15 protein-coding genes are annotated in these 19,643 nt (G+C 53.9%); 9 read left to right on the forward strand and 6 right to left on the reverse strand.

Going from position 1 to position 19,643, the window contains the following annotated elements; translation table 11 throughout:
- Positions 1-95 precede the first annotated feature (95 nt).
- Positions 96-740, forward strand: coding sequence for a hypothetical protein (locus IQ273_RS06265; protein ID WP_194022315.1), 645 nt, complete (start codon positions 96-98; stop codon positions 738-740).
- Between the two features lie 291 nt (positions 741-1,031).
- Here the strand turns inward: IQ273_RS06265 and IQ273_RS06270 are convergent, their stop codons facing one another.
- From IQ273_RS06270 to IQ273_RS06280, 3 genes are all read right to left on the reverse strand, one after another.
- A complete protein-coding gene (locus tag IQ273_RS06270) occupies positions 1,032-1,514 on the reverse strand; it encodes a hypothetical protein (RefSeq protein WP_194022316.1) in 483 nt (160 codons plus the stop codon).
- 453 nt (positions 1,515-1,967) lie between these two features.
- Positions 1,968-2,507: a GNAT family N-acetyltransferase gene (locus IQ273_RS06275; protein WP_194022317.1), complete on the reverse strand. Its 540-nt coding sequence runs from the start codon at positions 2,505-2,507 to the stop codon at positions 1,968-1,970.
- Positions 2,508-2,871: 364 nt separating this feature from the next.
- A complete protein-coding gene (locus IQ273_RS06280; RefSeq protein ID WP_194022318.1) occupies positions 2,872-4,479 on the reverse strand; it encodes an RNA-directed DNA polymerase in 1,608 nt (535 codons plus the stop codon).
- Positions 4,480-5,036: 557 nt separating this feature from the next.
- On the opposite strand from IQ273_RS06280, the gene IQ273_RS06285 reads away from it, so the two are divergent.
- On the forward strand, positions 5,037-5,387 hold the full coding sequence (locus tag IQ273_RS06285; RefSeq protein ID WP_194022319.1) for a hypothetical protein: 351 nt from the start codon (positions 5,037-5,039) through the stop codon (positions 5,385-5,387).
- 100 nt (positions 5,388-5,487) lie between these two features.
- On the opposite strand, the gene uvrB is transcribed toward IQ273_RS06285, so the two are convergent.
- Together uvrB and IQ273_RS06295 are read right to left on the reverse strand one after the other, a co-directional pair.
- Entirely contained in the window at positions 5,488-7,491 is a 2,004-nt protein-coding gene (uvrB, locus tag IQ273_RS06290) for an excinuclease ABC subunit UvrB (RefSeq protein ID WP_194022320.1), read from the reverse strand.
- 27 nt (positions 7,492-7,518) lie between these two features.
- Complete coding sequence (locus tag IQ273_RS06295; protein WP_194022321.1) at positions 7,519-7,710, reverse strand: hypothetical protein; 192 nt, start codon at positions 7,708-7,710, stop codon at positions 7,519-7,521.
- Between the two features lie 47 nt (positions 7,711-7,757).
- On the opposite strand from IQ273_RS06295, the gene IQ273_RS06300 reads away from it, so the two are divergent.
- The 5 genes from IQ273_RS06300 (at position 7,758) to IQ273_RS06320 (ending at position 14,931) form a co-directional block, all read left to right on the forward strand.
- The gene (locus IQ273_RS06300; RefSeq protein WP_194022327.1) at positions 7,758-8,534 is read left to right on the forward strand and encodes a HipA family kinase; all 777 of its coding nucleotides are present in this window, start codon (positions 7,758-7,760) and stop codon (positions 8,532-8,534) included.
- The gene (locus IQ273_RS06305; protein WP_194022322.1) at positions 8,512-8,922 is read left to right on the forward strand and encodes a DUF3037 domain-containing protein; all 411 of its coding nucleotides are present in this window, start codon (positions 8,512-8,514) and stop codon (positions 8,920-8,922) included. Before IQ273_RS06300 ends, IQ273_RS06305 begins: the two co-directional genes overlap by 23 nt.
- A 432-nt stretch (positions 8,923-9,354) precedes the next feature.
- Positions 9,355-11,211, forward strand: a complete 1,857-nt coding sequence (locus IQ273_RS06310) for a sensor histidine kinase (protein WP_313898030.1) — start codon at positions 9,355-9,357, stop codon at positions 11,209-11,211.
- A gap of 70 nt (positions 11,212-11,281) precedes the next feature.
- Entirely contained in the window at positions 11,282-11,605 is a 324-nt protein-coding gene (locus IQ273_RS06315) for a DNA-binding transcriptional regulator (protein ID WP_228052440.1), read from the forward strand.
- Between the two features lie 8 nt (positions 11,606-11,613).
- The gene (locus tag IQ273_RS06320) at positions 11,614-14,931 is read left to right on the forward strand and encodes a response regulator (RefSeq protein ID WP_194022323.1); all 3,318 of its coding nucleotides are present in this window, start codon (positions 11,614-11,616) and stop codon (positions 14,929-14,931) included.
- 125 nt (positions 14,932-15,056) lie between these two features.
- Here IQ273_RS06320 and IQ273_RS06325 read toward each other — a convergent pair whose 3' ends face one another.
- Entirely contained in the window at positions 15,057-15,611 is a 555-nt protein-coding gene (locus IQ273_RS06325) for a GNAT family N-acetyltransferase (RefSeq protein ID WP_194022324.1), read from the reverse strand.
- A 214-nt stretch (positions 15,612-15,825) separates the two neighbouring features.
- Between IQ273_RS06325 and IQ273_RS06330 the strand changes: the two genes are divergently transcribed.
- A complete protein-coding gene (locus tag IQ273_RS06330) occupies positions 15,826-18,315 on the forward strand; it encodes a phosphoketolase (RefSeq protein ID WP_194022325.1) in 2,490 nt (829 codons plus the stop codon).
- Positions 18,316-18,412: 97 nt separating this feature from the next.
- A partial coding sequence (locus IQ273_RS06335; protein WP_194022326.1) for a cytochrome P450 occupies positions 18,413-19,643 on the forward strand: 1,231 nt, incomplete at its 3' end.

Here is a 19,643-nt window from a genome sequence, read left to right on the forward strand (position 1 = left end):
CGCTATTAAGATAGCTCCCCTAAAATTGGGCAATCTGGAAAAATAGCCGAGTTGCCCTTCAACCGTATAAGAAACTCGGTCAAGGGAGTATCAAAATGCAGACATCACCGATCGCATGTCGACCGCTTGCCGACTGGGTAGGGCAAACCGTTCGCTTTCAGGGATACCTGAACTACTGGGAAACGGCTAATAGAACTGACGATACAGCGTTTCTACTGCAACATGTCAAGGTGGTGCCTTACAAAGGGTGTGAGAAGCAAATAAGAACGCTGGATCATATTTGGTTGTATTCACCCAAAGAAGCCCATGCCAACACCAAGCTCGAACGGCTCAACGCATACGGAGCGGTTGGAAAAGTAGTCAGCTATATCCGGAGTAATGGCACCAAAGATTTTGCTATTAACGTCAAGTCTTTTGCGCCGATGGCGTGGCATCTTGAGCTGCTTGATTCGTATGGAGAATCCAAGCTCGATCACATCAAAGCCAGAACATTAGTGCTGGAAGAGACGCTGAACGCATTAGAATCCGAAGAGTTGCATTTTGATATTCACTTATCCTACGAGGAGGTTTATCAGGACTTTCAGGATGAATATGAGTTTTGTCGCAGACATATTGAAATCAACGAGCGGTATGAGGTCAACAAACAGCACCGCTCCAAGCCCAAACCGGATATTCTCAAGTTTGCTTCAACATCATCGAAGTCAACCAAGTTAGCCTGCAAGGGCTTCGCCGCCTCGTGATCTATCTGGTGATGAAAAAGTGCATGCTGCGATCGAATTGAACTACTTAACGGTTGCAATCACCGAACTTAGATAACCTATGCTGCAAACAGAGTTGGTTAGATTGGGTTGAGTTTGCAAAACCCAACCTAAAAAAACGGCGCAACCATTCAGCCAAGAATAATGCAGGAACTGATTAAGATATTATCCCTCAAGACACAATGGTTTGAGAGTAAGGCCCTTTTGGGCTTGTTGGGTTTCCTTCGTCAACCCAACCAACAGGAAATCTGCGATCGCTTTTCTTCGGGAAAATCAGAGTAAGCCTTCAAGGGATTGATCGAGTACGATTCGAGTCAGCAGTTCTTGCACTTTGTTGGCCTCATAGTGAAACGAATAGATGGTCGCAAAATAAAGCCAACTTAGTGGCCACAATCCCACAATCCCTATGCCTGCAAGAATGATACAAAAGACAATTAGCACTGGCAACAATACCAGAATATTTTCCATTGATAGCTGTAGAGTGAGGTGAATCCGGGTCTCTTGCCCTGCCGCTTCTAGAGTTCCTGCTGTGCGAAGCCGCCACCGCTTGTTTGCCCAAGGCCCAATTAATAAAAGGTGATCGCCATCAAGTTGCCCTTGGTAACGCACAGGCCGATAAGACCGACGGGTCAACATAATCTCCTGCTGAAACTGTGAAGCGAAACGCCGCTCTACCTCCATCAACGATACAGGAAAGACAAGGTGAGTTCGACGATAAGGAATGAGATAACGCGACCAGGATTGTGCAGCAACCATAGCAATGGAATAACGCGGATAGGGTTAAATACAAGGGGGTGATCGCTGCTTCCAGAAATCTACTGGGATTCTGACCTCAAATAGATAAGATACGTAGGCTTAACCTTGACTCAGACCGATCACCATTGGGGAGTCATCACACAAGTTGATTGCTTCGATGAACTGAACCTTGAACTGGGGGGGCGATCGCACACCCACCGAGCATAGTCAAACCACCCAACTTGTAGCCTTTCACCAGACAATTACCACAATGCTGAAAACCAGCTAACGGGGCAAAACGCAACGGCGGCAGATAGCCTCGAACTCAGCACTAGTACTCTGCGGCGCAAGTTTAGATACTATTACTCCGGGGGCTAGGGAGCAGGGGGGCTGAGGAGCCAAGCAATTCGAAATGGTGCACATATTTCAGCCGTCGAGTACCAGCGGCTCTCGTATGTCCACTGCTGTGACACGTTAGCTCGCGTCATGCACCTTGGCATACATAAACGCATCTCTAGGAATTGCTGAAATATTAGGGCGGATTTGATAGCAACGCAACCTCCCTTCACACACTAAACCACTCTTTTCCAGAACTTTAACTGAAGCATGGTTTTCCGTATCGCAAGTTGCCCAAACCCGATAAATTTCTGGCAAATTAATTGCCCATTCCACTACAGCACAAGCGGCTTCTGTTGCATAACCTTGTCCCCAATATTTCCGATTAAGCAGATAACCAAAACCAGCCGCATGCTCTTCTAACCAACAAGCGATCGTGCCAATGGGTCGATTATTTGGCTTGACCGTAAGAACCCACGAAAAGTTCCCTGATTCCCACCGTTCAGACTGCCCCTCAAGAAATTTCACAACTTCATCAACATCTGTGCGGGGGAAATAATCCATGTAGTGAATGACTTTGAGATCACTGGCGTATTCAAAGATTGCCTCTGCGTCTGAAAGGCGAGGACGGCGTAAAACAAGCCTTTTCGTTGTAAATACTTCAGGAGCTTGTAACACGAGAGCAGGTTCACCTTTGCGGCAAGTAATGAGTTCAAACGTTTAAGAATATTGGATATAGCCCAACTTTTGAATTTCCCTTGAGAGTAAGGCCCTTTCGGTCTTGTTGGGTTTCCTTCGTCAACCAAGCAACAGGAGATCTGCGATCGCTCTAAATGATAACCAGTTTTCTGAGTAGAATGTGTCATCGCGCAGCGTAGTGCACCACTGGTAATTGTGAGCATTCTAACGGAGAGATTAGTGCATTGCGGTTAGAAGAGTTAATGAGAATTGCCAAAATCTTAGAGTCGACATGCTTCCTTCGTTCACTACCATCTCTGTATTTGGATCACTAGAACTTCAAACCTCAAAACGGAAAGCAGGCCTAGAACGGAATAGCATGTTCGTCTTCGTCGGCCTCCTGTTGAGCATCGTAGCCGTACTTCGATGAACTTATCGCTGCCTTGTTGAATTGCGAGACAGATGTCATGTGCTTGTCAAAGTTTATAAGTTCAACTTCCTTCTCTGCGAGATGTTCAAACTCATCTGCAAAGTCGCCGGAGAATTTTGCTTTGGAGTAGTCTAACGACTTCCCAACAAGGTTGTGGAGCCAATTTGAATCAGATGTCGAGAGACTTCTTCCAAGGGTAATGGGCGGTTTTTTATTTAACTTGCCTTTTCCATAAGCAGCGATGATCAGCGCACGCAGGTGTGAATTTTGCATCTTGCTCACTTGGGATATAAGGTCTTCATCAAGATGCAAATTGCATACCAAGGCCGTCCACAAAAGCCATGCTATTTCATGATGCTGATTAAACGCCAAATGTCTTTTGATCAACATTGCTACTGTTTCTGACCAACCTGAGCGATCAAAGCTTTGTTGTATTGCGACTCTCTTAGTTAGTAGAAGGCAAACATAGTCAGTACAATGCTCATAGTGCCACAAGACACGCTGAAGCATAGCCTCAATGCTTTCCCATAAATCCGATCTATAGCATTTTGCTGTATCAAGACGCCGTAAGATTAATTTTATCGGGCTCTGTGACTTGACTGATTTTGCAACTTCATGCGCTTTGTCAATCGCATACGAGTATTTGCCTGACCACGATTCGAGCGATATCGCCCTAAGCTCTTGAGCCCACACATCATCGAACGCCTCAAGACCGCTGATTACTTTCGTCTTAGTGTCATTAATTTGGAGTTCATATGTTTGTAGAATATCGCGCAGAACTGACAGAACCACTGCCGCATCGACTTCGCTTCTTACTCCAATATAAAAGTCGTCAACGTGTCGGACCCCCCCAATGATTATATTGGGGTCTATGTTGTTTATCCTTTCGAGAAGTTGATTGTCAATTTCGCAGCTTATAAATTCAGCAAAAATCCTAAATGCGTCAGGACCAACCGTCACTCCTCTAGTTTGACCGCTTTGGCACTGCTGAGTGAACCAGTCAAATGCATTGAAAGTTGCAGTGGTGGAATTATGTTTAAGATTAGCTTTGGCAACATCGCGGCCATGAGCCACCCAAGACACCGCATGAGTGTAGATGCTTGGGAAAAACTGCGCAATATCGGCTTTCAATATGTAAGGCGAGAAACGGATCTGAGATGATATTCGATTTGTTAGCTCACTTAAAGTAGGAACAATAATAGCTCGATCTTCTGTGCCGCGACCTAGTCTGACTTTATCCAAGGATAGCTTCGACGACTTAAACTTAGTCTCAAATATTTCCCAATTACTGAAGATAAATTGGCAAGCGTTGAAATAGGGAATAGGATTTACTGTCCCATAAGCTCTCCGATGACCATCATGCTTTGTGCCGCTATAGCGAATATAATCCGCTGCTCGATTATGAAACTTTCGCGCTTCTATATCTTGAGTCTTTCCCTGGAAACTTGCGGCTAGATTCTCACTGTCAAAGCAAGGTGGTAAAACTTCAGGGAAAAAGCCCTTGTTGAGAAGTAAGTTCCTAATATGAGTTTGCTCTGTCATAAAGATTTTTAGTATTTATGAAATTTAATATATAGGGTTTTTGTCGCTTTCAATTCAGCTGTGGATTTGTCTTCACTAAATAAATCCTTTAAAGAGATTTTTGTCAGCCTAGCACATCTATCCAAATGGTTAAACGAAATTTTGTTGGCCCAATACCCCTATTAAAGAGTGATTAGGTAGAAAAATATCAGCCTAATTGCCCTAATGGCGCACTAGATAGAAAAATTCAGTATAGCCACTCCCCCCATTGCAGACTGCAATCCTTCAGATTCCCTCTACTAAACAGCTTCCCTCCACGGTTGACACTGAGCGTCTGTATCAGTACTGTTTTACGTTAAGCCGTTCGACCCGAGCGGTTGACCTACAGAACTCGAAAACTTTAGCGCTGTCGGAAGGTGTTCTCAGCACCAACCGACAGCTGACCCCGCAAATCTCAGAGGCAGATTGCGAGGCTAGGCTCATGGTACCCTAGCCCCCTCAGTTTGCACGGCAAGCGCGGGTGGCTAGGGTTTTCGCGTTCTGTTTCTTCCGTAACCCATTACAAGGAAACAGAACCGATGTTTGAATATCAAGAGCCCGACGCCAACGATGATCAAGGCACCGAGTCCCTACCGCTGCCGCCATCTGGAACCATTAACAAAGGGACCCGGTCCCCAAACCCCGAGAAAGTACGCCACATGCTTTACGGCAGCTTGGCTGCCATAGACCGCACCATCAAAATCCTCCACTCCCTGGGCTACGCCGACGCCAACGACTGGTCAGAGCCCATGCCCGCGCCAGTGAGCGGTGCTAAGCCCCGGTCGTCGAGCGGAGTCGAGACGCGGTCGCCGAGCGGAGTCGAGACGCGGTCATCGAGCGGAGCCGAGACGTGGATGGCGATACTGACCAAGACCCTGCTGATTGAGTAGCTTCTTGCCAAGAAACCGGGTGCCTGCTGGTTTTCCAAAAATTAGGCTACAAGCAGCAGACACCCGGTTTCTAATCGCCAAAACCTAAGATCTAAATTACCTACGATCGCTTGCCGATTAGCTGATCGCGCAGAGATTTGATGCGATCGCGAAATTTAGCCGCCTCCTCAAAATCGAGGTTCTTGGCGGCCTCTTTCATCTGCTTTTCAAGCTGGCCAATAAATTCGGGGATGCTTTCCAGGGGCAGCTCGTCTTTGTGCTCGTAGACCTCCTCTAGCTCGTGGGCGTTGAGGCGGCGCGATACTTCGAGGAACGACAAAATCGAGTTGCTGTTGCGCCGAATGATGGAAGTCGGGGTAATGCCGTTGGCCTCGTTGTGAGCGGTTTGGATGGCGCGGCGGCGCTCGGTTTCGCTGATCGCTCGGGCCATGCTGTCGGTGAGATTGTCGCCGTAGAGAATGGCTTGACCGCTGATGTGGCGGGCGGCGCGGCCGATGGTCTGAATCAGCGATCGCTCGGCCCGCAAAAACCCTTCTTTGTCGGCATCCAAAATCGCCACCAGGGAAACCTCCGGCAAATCTAGCCCCTCCCGCAGCAGGTTGACCCCCACCAGCACGTCGTACAGCCCCTCGCGCAGGTCTTGGATGATCTCAATCCGCTCGATGGAGTGGATCTCGGAGTGCAGGTAGCGCACCCGCACGCCGTGCTCCTCAAAGTATTCGGTCAAATCTTCGGCCATGCGCTTGGTCAGGGTGGTGATCAGCACCCGCTCTTGCTTGGCGGCCCGCTCGCGCACTTCGCCCAGCAGGTCGTCGATTTGCCCCTCGGTAGGGCGCACAAAGATTTCGGGGTCGAGCACCCCGGTGGGGCGAATGATCTGCTCGACCACCTTGCCGCCGGAGATCTCCATCTCCCAGTTGCCGGGGGTGGCCGAGACAAAGATGCACTGGTTCACCTTCTCCCAAAATTCTTCGGCTTTTAGGGGGCGGTTGTCGGCGGCGCTGGGCAGGCGAAAGCCGTGGTCGATCAGCACCATCTTGCGGCTGCGATCGCCGTTGTACATAGCGTGAATCTGCGGGATGGTAACGTGGGATTCGTCAATCACCAGCAGCCAGTCTTTAGGGAAGTAGTCGAGCAGACACTCTGGCGGTGCCCCGGCAATGCGACCAGCCAGGTGGCGGGCGTAGTTTTCTACGCCGTTGCAGTAGCCCACCTCGCGGATCATTTCCAGATCGTAGCGGGTGCGCTGCTCTAGCCGCTGGGCCTCCAGCAGTTTGCCCTCTTTCTCTAGCTCCGCCAGCCGCTCTTGCAGCTCATCTTTAATCGCCTGACAGGCTTCGTCAATGCGATCGTCGGGGGTGACAAAGTGCTTGGCCGGGTAAATGCTGACGGCATCCATGCTTTGCAGGGTGGCTCCGGTAATCGGGTCCACGTAGCGTACGGCATCGATTTCGTCGCCAAAAAATTCGATGCGAATAATCCGGTCTTCGTAGGCAGGGCCGATCTCCAGCACGTCGCCCTTAACTCGGAACTTGCCTCGGCCCAGGTCTAAATCGTTGCGCGCATACTGAATTGAGGCTAAGTCGCGCAGCACCTGGCGCTGGTTGACCTCCATGCCGACCTTCAGCGGAATTGAGGCTTTCAGGTATTCTGACGGGATGCCGAGGCCGTAGATGCAGCTAATCGAAGCCACCACAATCACGTCTTTGCGCTCGAACAAAGAGCGGGTTGCCGAGTGCCGCAGCATATCGATTTCGTCGTTGATCGAGGCGGTTTTGGCGATATAGGTGTCGGTGGTGGGAATGTAGGCCTCGGGCTGGTAGTAGTCGTAATAGCTAATGAAGTACTCGACGGCGTTGTCGGGGAAGAACTCGCGCAGTTCGTTGCAGAGCTGGGCCGCCAGGGTTTTGTTGTGGGCCAGCACCAGGGTGGGCTTGCCGATGTTGTCGACAACGCGGGCGATGGTGTGGGTTTTGCCCGTGCCCGTCGCTCCCAGCAGGGTTTGGTACCTGGTGTTGTCTTGCAGAAACTGGGTTAGGCCCGCGATCGCCTTTGGCTGGTCTCCCGCAGGTTCAAAGGGAGCCTGAATGTTGAAGTCGCCCATAGGTCAGCAATCGGTACAAAGACACTACTACGCCTCCTTATAATGACTGATTTTGCTCCGGATGGTGGTTACGGCCATTACCCAATCGAGCTGTCTGGGTAGGGATTGTAGCCAGCGGGCGATCGCCCCTAGCGCCCGCATTCGTGACCCTTCCGCCTGAGCAAATCGCTCAATCCCTGCTTGCCCCCGGCCTCGGGCGATAGCGACGGTCAGTTCCACTAAAATGGGCTGAGGCTCTGTAACCGAGAATTTGTTTGCGAACAGTGTTGCGAACCGTTTTTGCCACCCGATACGTCACTCCCCTGCGGGAGGGAGGCTCTCTCCCCGCCATTGTGGAAGCTGACGATGACGGCATGTATGTGCTGAAGTTTCGGGGTGCCGGTCAGGGAGTCAAGTCTCTGATTGCCGAACTTGTGGCTGGAGAAATTGCGCGGGCCGTCGGCCTGCTGGTGCCCGAAATTGTCCTGATCGAAGTCGATGCCGAACTGGCCCGTACCGAACCCGACCCCGAAATTCAAGACTTGATTCGAGCCAGTGTGGGCCTCAACCTGGCCCTCGACTACCTGCCCAGCTCCATCACCTTTGACCCCGTTGCCCAACAGCCCGATGCGGCCCTAGCCTCGGCCATTGTCTGGCTCGACGCCTACGTCACCAATATCGATCGCACCGCCCGCAACACCAATATGCTGATGTGGCACCGCCGCCTCTGGCTGATTGATCACGGCGTTGCCCTCTACTTTCACCACAGCTGGAACAACTACCTAGAGCGCAGCCGCACCCCCTTCCCCGGCATCAAAGATCACGTCTTGCTGCGGTTTGCCAGTCAGCTACCAGAGGTCGATGCCACCATGACGGCCCAGCTAACGCCAGACGTTATCACTGACATCGTCAACCTAATTCCAGAGCCCTGGCTGCTTGAGGGCTCTCCGTTTACCAATAGCCAACACCATCGCGAGGCTTATATTGAGTATCTGCTGAAGCGGCTAGAGCCACCCCACGCTTTTTTAGAGGAGGCCATTCGTGCACGATCACCTCACCTATGATTACGCCATCATTCGGGTGGTGCCTAAGGTCGAGCGAGAAGAGTTTGTCAACGTTGGTGCGATCGTTTCATGCGCGAAGCGCAAATTTCTCGAAGCCAAAATTGAACTGAATCCTCAACGGCTGCTCGCCCTTGACCCCACCCTAGATTTAGAGACGGTCCAGGGCTATTTAGACGCCATTCCGATCATTTGCGCCGGAGAAACCCAGGCTGGCCCCATTGGTCAACTGCCCCAGCGAGAACGGTTTGGCTGGCTGGTGGCCCCCCGCAGCACGATCATTCAAACCTCACGGGTGCATACCGGCCTGTGTAGAGATCTATCGGCTGTGATCGAACACCTGCTGGCGACTATGGTGCGTCCGCTCCCGTGCCCCCTGGGGAAACGCTAAGCTTGCTGATCCTTTACAGGCTTAGGCGACCTAGAATCGCTGTTGTAGCGATCGCCCCCTGGGTTAGGACATGGACAGCAGCGGGATACATGGAGTGGCAGCTGTGAGTTAGCCGGTGTCTCAGTCTGGGCTAAGATAGCTCGACCCTGTTTTAAACTAGCTGGCCAACGATATGACCTAAGCCCCAAACTCAGCACTGGCGTCTGGCGGTATTACCCGGATGATATATCGGCACTAGGGCATAGAAAGCTCGATTGAATACCAACTAGGATGATTAGCGGACTAGTAATGGAGCAAGTCGGTACAGATCTTCTGGTGGTGAGGCCGTGGCAATCTTCTTCTACACCGTACAAAACAATTCGCAGTGCACCCGTGAGCCATAGTGAGATATGAACGGTGGAAGAAAAGCCTGTAGGATCTAACACTTCGGGTGTGCTAGTTCAGCGAGTGATCTCAACCTTCAAGCAGCCTGCTTCGATTGTGTCTAATCGCTACACGTTTTCGCTGAAATGGTATTTGATTTTACTGGTGGCGGGAACGCTACTGCCCATTGTGTTGTTCGCTGGTGCAGTTGTTTTCAGGTTGTCAAATCAGGAGCAGGCCCTGGCAGAACGACGCATGCTGCGAGAGGCTCGTAATCTGGCCGCAACCGTAGATCGCGAGTTCTCAAACACAACCCGCACCCTCCAGGCCCTAGCGGCCTCTGAAAATCTTTCCGAAGACGACTTGGAGAGTTTTTACAGCGACACCAGGCGAGTAGCGGAAACCCAATCTACCTGGCTAACCGTTATTTTGCTGTCACCGGATGGTCGACAGCTTTTAAGTAGCAGTCAGCAGCTAGGGGTGCCGCTGCCCCCAGTAAACGAGCCCGCCAGTCTTAAAAAACTGGTCGAGACCAGGCAGCCTGTTGTTGGCGATCTGGGCCTAGGAAAACAGGGAAACAACCTGGCTTTTCCGGTTCGGATTCCTGTCATCCAGAATGGTAACCTGCGCTACGCCTTGACTGCGGTGATTACGCCCCAAATGCTGGCTAGCGTGGTTGATAAGCAGCAGCCGGTCGAAGGCGAGTGGACGCGCACAGTGGTCGATGGTCGAGGTGTGGTGGTAACGCGCACGCTCAATCCCCAGCGCTTTGTGGGGCAGCAGGGCACACCGTCTTTTTTAAGACAAATTGGCGCAACCAACGAGGGCGTCTATCAAGATCAGACCCTAGAAGGTGTGGATGTCTACGTGGCCTTTAGCCGCATTAGCAATACCCCCTGGACGGCAGCAGTAACGGTGCCGATTCAGGATATTCAAGGCCCAGCCCGCCGGGCCATGTGGCTGGTGGTCGGCTCAGGCTTAGCTCTGCTGGTGATCAGCAGCACGGGGGCTTTTTTGCTGTCGCGGCAGCTGTCTCGCAGCATCACTTCGGCGGCCCTGGCGGCAGAGGCGTTGGCCAACAATCAATACCCCCAAGTCAGTTCGCTATCGATCAAAGAAATTGTTCTTTTGGGGCGATCGCTTGAGCTAGCCGCTAACCTGCTGTCGCAGCGCGAGCAAGAGCGAACCGAACACCTGCGCCATGCCGAAGCGGCCAAAGAAGAAGCCGAGCACGCCAATCGCATTAAAGATGAGTTTTTAGCCGTGTTGTCTCACGAACTGCGCACGCCGCTTAACCCCATTTTGGGCTGGGCCAGTCTACTGCGCAGCGGTACCCTAAATGCTGAAAAGACAGCGTTTGCCCTAGAAACGATTGAGCGCAATGCCAAGCTACAAACCCAGCTGATTGACGATCTCTTAGATGTGACCCGCATTATGCAGGGCAAAGTGAGGCTGACCATGGTCCCCGTTGACCTGGTCAATATTGTGGTGGCCGCTCTAGAAACGGTGCGGTTAACCGCAGAAGCGAAATCGATTCAGATTCAAACAGTTTTTGAGCCTCACCTGGGGCAAGTTTTGGGCGATTCTACGCGCCTACAGCAGGTGATTTGGAACTTGCTAAGCAATGCAATTAAATTTACCGACAAAGGCGGCCAGGTGGTTATAACTGTGTCGCAGGTCGATGCTCAGGCCCAGGTACAGGTAGTTGACACCGGCAAAGGCATTCATCCGAATTTTCTGCCCCACGTTTTTGAATATTTTCGCCAGGAAGATGGCACTACCACTCGTAAGTTTGGTGGCTTGGGGTTAGGATTGGCGATCGTACGAAATTTGGTGGCGCTGCATGGTGGCACTGTCGCCGCAGATAGCCCCGGTGAGGGCCAGGGGGCAACCTTCACGGTGCGGCTGCCGCTGCTAGAGGGCTAAGGCACGCCTGCTGTGCTGCGCCTTCTACCTTCTGGTAGATTGGATCGCCATAGCAAACGCTATAAGATTTTTGACGGAGTTATTTGCGATCGCGCTCATGCCGTCTAAGCTCGCTCCTTCTTTATGGCGATCGCTGCCCCGGCATCAGCCGGAGATTGGGCAACTCATTCGCGACCTGCGGCACTGTGCAGGATGTACCCAAGCGCAGTTTGCCGGTATCTTAGGGGTAAGTTTTAGCACCTTAAACCGCTGGGAAAATGGGCATATGCAGCCGTCTCCTCTGGCTGTGCGACAGGTAGAAAGCGTTTTAGCAGACTTGAGGCAGTCACCTGATTTGGCCGTGCAGAGTGGCAACAAAGCGCTCTTGAAAAAACACGGAAGCCAAGGCAGTTAACCCCTTCTATGGCAAATTCCGATTCACATAGCGTTCCAAACCCGGCTCAGAACGAGGATCTGCCCAGGACCCGCACTATTTTAGTCATCGATCACGACGCCTGCGGCTGTGCTAACGCCTACCAGCATTTGCTGCGATCAGCCAGTGAGGTTAGCTATCATTTCTTAACCGACGGCTATGACGGTCCTATTTTAGACCGGTGCCAACGCCAGCCGGTCGACGGCATTATTCTAGAGACCCATGCCCCCGATTGGCGCGGCTTTGAGGTGCTCGACTGGCTTCAAGCTCAGTTGGGCCGGTGCCTGCCGATAATTGTGATCGGCGACAACGATGCCAACCTGGCCAAACGGGCGCTGAGGGCAGGGGCGGTAGACTATCTGGTGCGCGATCAGGTGACGGCTGGTACGCTGGCGCACGCCCTGGAGATGGCCCTGCCCAGCCCCAGGGGCACGACTAGCCAAGAATGTGCAGGCTTGCGGCAGCAGCTTCAGGCCACCGAGGCCGCGCTCGATAACAGTCGAGATGAACTGGGGCGGCGATCGCGTATTTTTGAGGCTTTGCTCTCGACCATTACCGATTTTGTCTATCTTTTTAATCGCGAAGGGCGCTTTGTTTTTGTCAACCAGCCCCTGCTCGACCTGTGGGGCCTGACCCTGGACGAGGCTGTCAACAAGAATTTTTTTGACCTCAACTATCCGAACGTGCTAGCGACCAAACATCAGCGAGAGATCGAGCACGTATTTGTCAGTGGCGAAACGCTCAAAGACGAGTCGGTTTATATCAGCCCCACGGGCGTCAGCGGTATTTACGAATATATTTTTACCCCGCTGCTGGGCTCAGATGGTTCTGTCCTATCCGTGGCTGGCTCGACCCGCGATATCACCCACCGCAAGCTGGCCGAAGCGGCCCTGCGAGAGTCGGAAGAAAAATACCGCACGCTATTTAAGTCCATTGACCAGGGCTATTTTCTGGTTGATGTCGTGTTTAATGACAGCGACCAGGCCGTGGATGTTGTTTGCTTAGAAACCAACTCAGCCGCGATCGAAATCGTCGGAGCAGACTTCACTGGACGGCGGCTTAGCGACATTAGCCCCACCTATGAGCCCCGCTGGTACGAAATTTTTGGCAAGGTGGTTCGCACGGGTAGAGGCGAGCGCTTAGAAGAATATGCCGACATCAATCAAAAATGGTACGACTTTTATCTTTCTAAAGTTGGTGACGGAGATAGCCGCCGGGTTGCGGTAATCTTTCAAAATATTACCAGGCGCAAACGCCGCGAAGCCAACGCGGCCTTTTTGAGCGATATTGCCGCAGATTTTGCTCGGCTGTCGGCGGCGGATGAAGTGATGCAGACTGTCGGTGCCAAAATTGGCGCTTACTTGAATCTGTCGGTCTGTGCCTTTGCCGAAATTGACGCGATCGAGCAAAACGCGGTTATTGACTATGCCTGGCATCGGCCCGAGGCGCACAACGTGGTTAACGTCTATCACCTCTCGGAGTTTGTGACCGACGAATTTTTGCAGGCGGCTCGCAACCAGGAAACCATCGTGGTTAGCAATACGCAGACCGACCTGCGCACGGTGGCTGAAAAGTATGCCGCTCTCAATATCCATGCGTTTGTGAGCGTGCCTTTTTATAAAGATGGGGAGTGGAAATTTCTGCTCAACATCTATGACTCTTACCCTCGCCACTGGCACTCTGACGAAATTCGCCTGATTCAGGAATTATCAAACCAAATCTTTCCGCGCCTGGAGCGGGTTCGGGTCGAAGCGGCGCTGCAAGAAAGCGAAGAACGCTTTCGGCTGTCGACCTATGCCGTCGATGGCATGGTCTACGACTGGGATCTGCAAACTGGGGAGGTCTATCGCTCGGAGGGCCTCTATCGCCTGATTGATTTACATCCTGAAGATGTCCCGGCAAACAGCGACTGGTGGGCAACGCGCATTCACCCCGAAGATTTGCTCGACGTTGAGGCAAAGGTGGCCTCTATTCTTAACGGCAGTGGCGATCGCTACGAATTTGAGTATCGCGTGCGCCATGCAAACGGGCAATGGATTGACGTTTGGGATCGCGGTTACCTGCTTCACAGTCAGCAGGGGAAGGTGGTTCGGGTGGTGGGCTCGACCACCGACATTACCAACCGCAAACAGGCCGAGCAGGAGCGCGAACAACTGCTGGCTCGCGAACGCACGGCCCGCGAACAGGCCGAAGCGGCCAACCGCATCAAAGATGAGTTTTTGGCCGTGGTGTCACACGAACTCAGGTCGCCCCTCAACCCTATTTTGGGATGGTCAAAGCTGCTGCGCACTCGCCAACTCAGTGAGCAAAAGAAAGAGTACGCTCTCGAAGTCATTGAGCGCAATGCTCAAATCCAGGCTCAGCTCATCAACGATTTGCTGGATGTGTCTCGCATTCTGCGCGGCAAGCTGAGCCTAAACAAAACTCAGGTTGATTTAGGGCTAACCATTCAATCTGCCCTAGAAACGGTGCAGCTAGCGCTAGATGCCAAATCCATTCAGATCTGCACCGAGATTGATCCAGCGTTGAGGATGGTTTCAGGCGATGCAGACCGGCTGCAGCAGGTGGTGTGGAACCTGTTGTCGAATGCGGTCAAGTTCACCCCCGAGGGGGGACAAGTCAGCGTACGGCTCGAATACCTGGACTCCCATGCTCAGATTACAATTACCGACACGGGCAAAGGCATTCACCCCAATTTTTTGCCCCATGTCTTCGATCGCTTTCGCCAAGAAGATGCCACGACCACCCGACAGTTTGGCGGCCTGGGGTTAGGGCTAGCCCTGGTGCGCTACTTGGTAGAGCTGCACGGCGGCCAGGTGAAGGCCGATAGCCGGGGTGAAGGGCACGGAGCGACGTTTACCGTCAAACTTCCCCTGCTACCGCCGCACTTGACTGCCGAGCGAGAGCAACAACCGGCTAAGCCATCGGTAGATTTGAAGGGCACTCAAATTTTAGTGGTCGATGATGACAGCACTACCCGTGAGTTTATTTCCTTTTTTCTGGAGCTACAGGGTGCCCGCGTGATTACCGCCGCCAGCGCCAGGGAGGCGATCACGGTGCTCACCCGGTTTAGGCCCGATATTATGCTGAGCGATATTGGTATGCCCGATATGGATGGCTATATGCTGATGCGCCAGGTGAGATCGCTATCGCCCGAGCAGGGTGGCCAGGTGCCCGCGATCGCGCTGACGGCCTATGCTGGCGAAATTGACTACCGACAGGCGATCGCGGCTGGGTTTCAAAAGCACATTACCAAGCCAGTCGAGCTAGACCAGCTAATGGAAGCGATCGCAGAGATTGCCCCGTAGCAGGCGTCGCCAGCCTCAGTTCGAGAGTGGGTGCCCTGTAGGCGGGCAGGGGCAAAATCGCTTTACCGTTGCTGAGGCTGTGTTGTGTGGCGAAGCCCACGCGCGGTTAGGGCTGGGCTAATGCATCACGCCAAATGGTTTACCAAAATAGGCAGCTTAGAGCACTGCATAATCACTCGATGGGCGATGGGTAACCCTGCGATTGCCTCTTGCCGGCGAATTTGCTGAAACCCTACCGACAACTCAGAGTCATCGAGCATCTGAAATCCTAGCTTTGCGTAAAAAGGCGCATTCCAGGGAATGTCGCGGAAGGTCGATAACGACAGGGTGCAATACCCTTGATGGCTGGCCCACAGACTAACCGCACTGATTAAAGCAGATCCGATTCCTCTGCGCCCGTGGGCCGGGTCAACATCAATTTGCTGTAGGTAGAGGGTGCCGTCGATCGCTTGCGTAATGGCATACCCTACAACAGCGGCTGGCAACGCGATCGCAACCCACACCTGCCCGGCCTGAAAACGCTGCTGCACAAAATCTAGGGGCAGTGGAGCGGCATCGACCAAAAATGAATAGCAGGTATGACGAAATAGACCGGCGGCAGACTGTTCGATCGCAGCCAGCCGGGCCAGTTCTTCAACCCGAGCAGAACGAATTTGATAGCCTGGTTCGAGCGGTTTCATGAATAGTTCGCGGCTGTAATGACTCTGATGATGCCTGATTCAGGTTATGACTCTTTCCGTATCTGCCTAGTAATAGAGAAATTTTAGCCATAACACTGTCATCGGTGGGAGGAAAGGCGGCGTTCAGCTTTGTACCCTGTGAGAGACAGCCCAGGCCTAGCGGTGGAAACTTCTGCCGTTACAGAACATAGCCGTCGCCCAAGGAGCCTTTAGCATGATCGCCGCCACGCCCAACAAGCAACAGCCCCTCAGTGCCGATCAACTTGAAAAACTACACGCCTACTGGTGCGCCGCTAACTACCTTTCGGTGGGGCAAATTTACCTGTTAGACAATCCGCTGCTGCGCGAACCGCTGAAGCTAGAGCACATTAAACCCCGCCTGCTGGGTCACTGGGGCACCACGCCGGGGCTGAACTTTATCTACGCTCACCTGAACCGGGTGATCAAAGCCCAAGACCTGAACATGATTTATATTGCCGGGCCGGGGCACGGCGGGCCGGGCATGGTGGCCAACACCTACTTAGAAGGCACCTACAGCGAGCTTTACCCCAACATTTCTCAAGATGCCGAGGGCATGCGGCAGCTGTTCAAGCAGTTTTCGTTTCCGGGCGGCATTCCCAGCCACGCCGCCCCCGAAACGCCGGGGTCGATTCATGAGGGTGGCGAATTGGGCTATGCCCTGGTGCACGCCTACGGAGCCGCCTTCGACAACCCCGACCTGATTGTGGCCTGCGTGGTGGGCGACGGCGAGGCTGAAACTGGCCCCCTGGCCACCAGCTGGCACTCGAATAAGTTTCTCAACCCGGCCCGAGATGGGGCGGTGCTGCCAATTTTGCACCTGAATGGCTACAAGATTGCCAACCCCACGGTGCTGGCCCGGCTGCCCCATGACCAGCTCGAAAGCCTGTTTGTGGGCTACGGCTACCAACCCTATTTTGTCGAGGGGTCTGAGCCTGAAGCCATGCACCAGCTGATGGCGAGCACGATGGATGCGGCGATCGCCGACATCAAGCAGATTCGGCGCGAGGCCCAGGTACACGGGTTTCAGCAGCGGCCCCTGTACCCGATGATTATTCTGCGATCGCCCAAGGGCTGGACCGGGCCAGAGTCGGTCGACGGCAAAAAGACTGAGGACTACTGGCGATCGCACCAGGTGCCCTTTTCTGAAATGGCCAGCAATCCAGACCACATTGCGCTGCTAGAGAGCTGGATGAAGAGCTACCAGCCCGAAGAGCGCTTTGATGACGCGGGGCGGCTGAGGGCAGAACTGGCCGAGCTGGCTCCCACAGGCGAGCGGCGGATGGGCGCAAACCCCCACACCAACGGCGGTCTGCTGCTGCGAGACCTGCACATGCCCAACTTTCGCGACTATGCCGTAGAAATCACCCATCCCGGCACCGAAACGGCTGAGTCGACCCGCATTTTGGGTCAGTTTTTGCGCGACGTGATGCAGCGCAACTTGGACAGCCGCAACTTTCGGGTGATGAGCCCCGACGAGAACAACTCCAATCGGCTGAACGCGCTGCTAGAGGTCACCGATCGCGTGTCCACCGCCGAAATTTTGCCCACCGATGACCACGTTGCCCCCACCGGTCGGGTGATGGAAGTGCTGAGCGAGCACATGTGCCAGGGCTGGCTGGAAGGCTATTTGCTTACCGGTCGCCACGGCTTTTTCTCCTGTTACGAGGCGTTTATCCACATCGTTGACTCAATGTTTAACCAGCACGCCAAGTGGCTGGAGAGCTGCATCGATATTCCCTGGCGCAGGCCAATCGCATCGCTCAACTACCTGCTCACCTCCCACGTGTGGCGGCAGGACCACAACGGCTTTAGCCACCAGGACCCCGGCTTTATCGATGTGGTCACCAACAAAAAAGCGAAAGTAGTGCGGGTCTACCTACCGCCCGATGCCAACACGCTGCTCTCGGTGGCCGATCACTGTTTGCGCAGCCGTCAGTACGTCAACGTGATCATCGCCGGTAAACAGCCCCAGCTACAGTGGCTAGACATGGATAGCGCGATTAAGCACTGCACCGCTGGCGTCGGCATTTGGGAATGGGCCAGCAACGATCGCGGCGGCGAACCCGATGTGGTAATGGCCTGTGCGGGCGATGTGCCCACCCTAGAAACGCTGGCGGCGGTAGACTTTCTGCGATCGCAGTTTGCCAACCTCAACATTCGAGTGGTGAATGTGGTCGATTTGATGACCCTGCAACCCCAGAGCGAACACCCCCACGGCCTCTCCGACTCAGATTTCGACTCTATTTTCACCGCCGATAAACCGGTCATCTTCGCCTTTCACGGCTACCCCTGGCTGATTCACCGGCTCACCTACCGGCGCACCAACCACCCCAACTTCCACGTGCGCGGCTACAAAGAAGAGGGCACAACCACGACCCCCTTCGACATGGTGGTGCTGAACGATTTAGATCGGTTTGATCTGGCCCAGGACGTGATCGATCGCGTGCCCAAGCTGAGAAAATCGGGCGCTTACGTCAAGCAAATCATTCGAGACAAGCTGATCGAACACAAACACTACATCACCACCCACGGCAAAGATTTGCCTGAGGTTTTAGACTGGACGTGGCAGTATTACAACGCCGACTCTGACGATAGCCCCCAGACAAAAGCAGACGCCAGGGCTGGCGATAGCGGTACCCCAGCTCAAAAGGGGGCTGAAGGCACAGCCCAGTCGCGATCGTGAGATCGCGCCAATACCAAATCCTAAGATAACGAATGGCCCAAGGCTTTGAAACAGCGGTTTAGACTGTAGCTTAGACCTGCTAGCCATCTCCCTACGTATGCCTACGCTTCCCGGCTCTAAAACGCCTTTTTGGCAGCGCGCCCCCAAGCTGATTCTGCGCCCGCTAGACTACTTTGAAGACAACTATCGTCGCTACGGCTCGGTGTTTCAGGTGGGGGAAGGGCCGCCGCCCTCAATCTATGTGGCCGACCCGGCAGTGATTCAGGGAATTTTTCAGGCAGATGCGGCCCAGTTTCACGTGCCGCCCCAAAATGTGGGCAGCGGGTTGACATTCATTCTGGGCGATCAATCCCTGCTGCTGCTGGATGGGGAGCGCCACCGTCGCCACCGGCGGTTGCTGATGCCGCCGTTTCATGGCGATCGCATGCGGGCCTACGGCGATGTAATCTGCGATCTGACCGAGCAGGTAATGGCGACCTGGCAGCCGGGGGTGGCCTTCAACCTGCGGGCCGCCATGCAGGAGATTACCCTGCGGGTGATTCTCAAGGCAGTGTTTGGGCTAGGGGATGGCGATCGCTACGATCGCCTGCGCCAATTGCTCAGCACCCTGCTGGAGGGGCTGGGCACGCCCTTCAGCGCTTTTTTCATTTTCTTCCCCGGGCTGCAAAAAGATTTGGGGCCGCTCAGCCCCTGGGGCCGGTTCGTGCGCATCAAGGCCGAAATTGACGCCCTGATCTACGCTGAAATTGAGGATCGGCGGCAGCATCCGCAGCCAGAGCGCACCGATATTCTGTCGCTGATGATGAGCGCCCGCGACGACCAGGGCCAGCCCCTCAGCGACGGCGAACTCCACGACGAGCTGATGACGCTGCTGGTGGCAGGCCACGAAACCACCGCTTCAGCGCTAACCTGGGCGCTGTACTGGGTGCACTGGCTGCCGGAGGTGGGCAACCGCCTGCACCAGGAACTCGATCGCCTAGGCCCAGCCCCCGACCCCCTGGCTGTGGCCAGTCAGCCCTACCTCACCGCCCTCTGCCAGGAGACCCTGCGCATTTATCCGGTGGCACCGACCACGGGCATTCGCATTCTCAGCCAGCCATTGACGGTGGCGGGCTACGAGTTCCCCGCTGGGGCCGTGCTGTTTCTCAACATTTACCTGGTGCACCACCGCGACGATCTCTACCCTAAACCCGATCGCTTTAGGCCGGAGCGATTTTTGGAGCGGCAGTATTCGCCCGCCGAGTTTTTGCCCTTTGGGGGTGGCCACCGCAGCTGCATTGGCATGGCCTTTGCGCTGATGGAGATGAAGCTGGTGCTGGCCACCGTAC

The sequence above is a fragment of the Nodosilinea sp. LEGE 07298 genome (genome assembly GCF_015207265.1).
Classification (GTDB): domain Bacteria; phylum Cyanobacteriota; class Cyanobacteriia; order Phormidesmidales; family Phormidesmidaceae; genus Nodosilinea.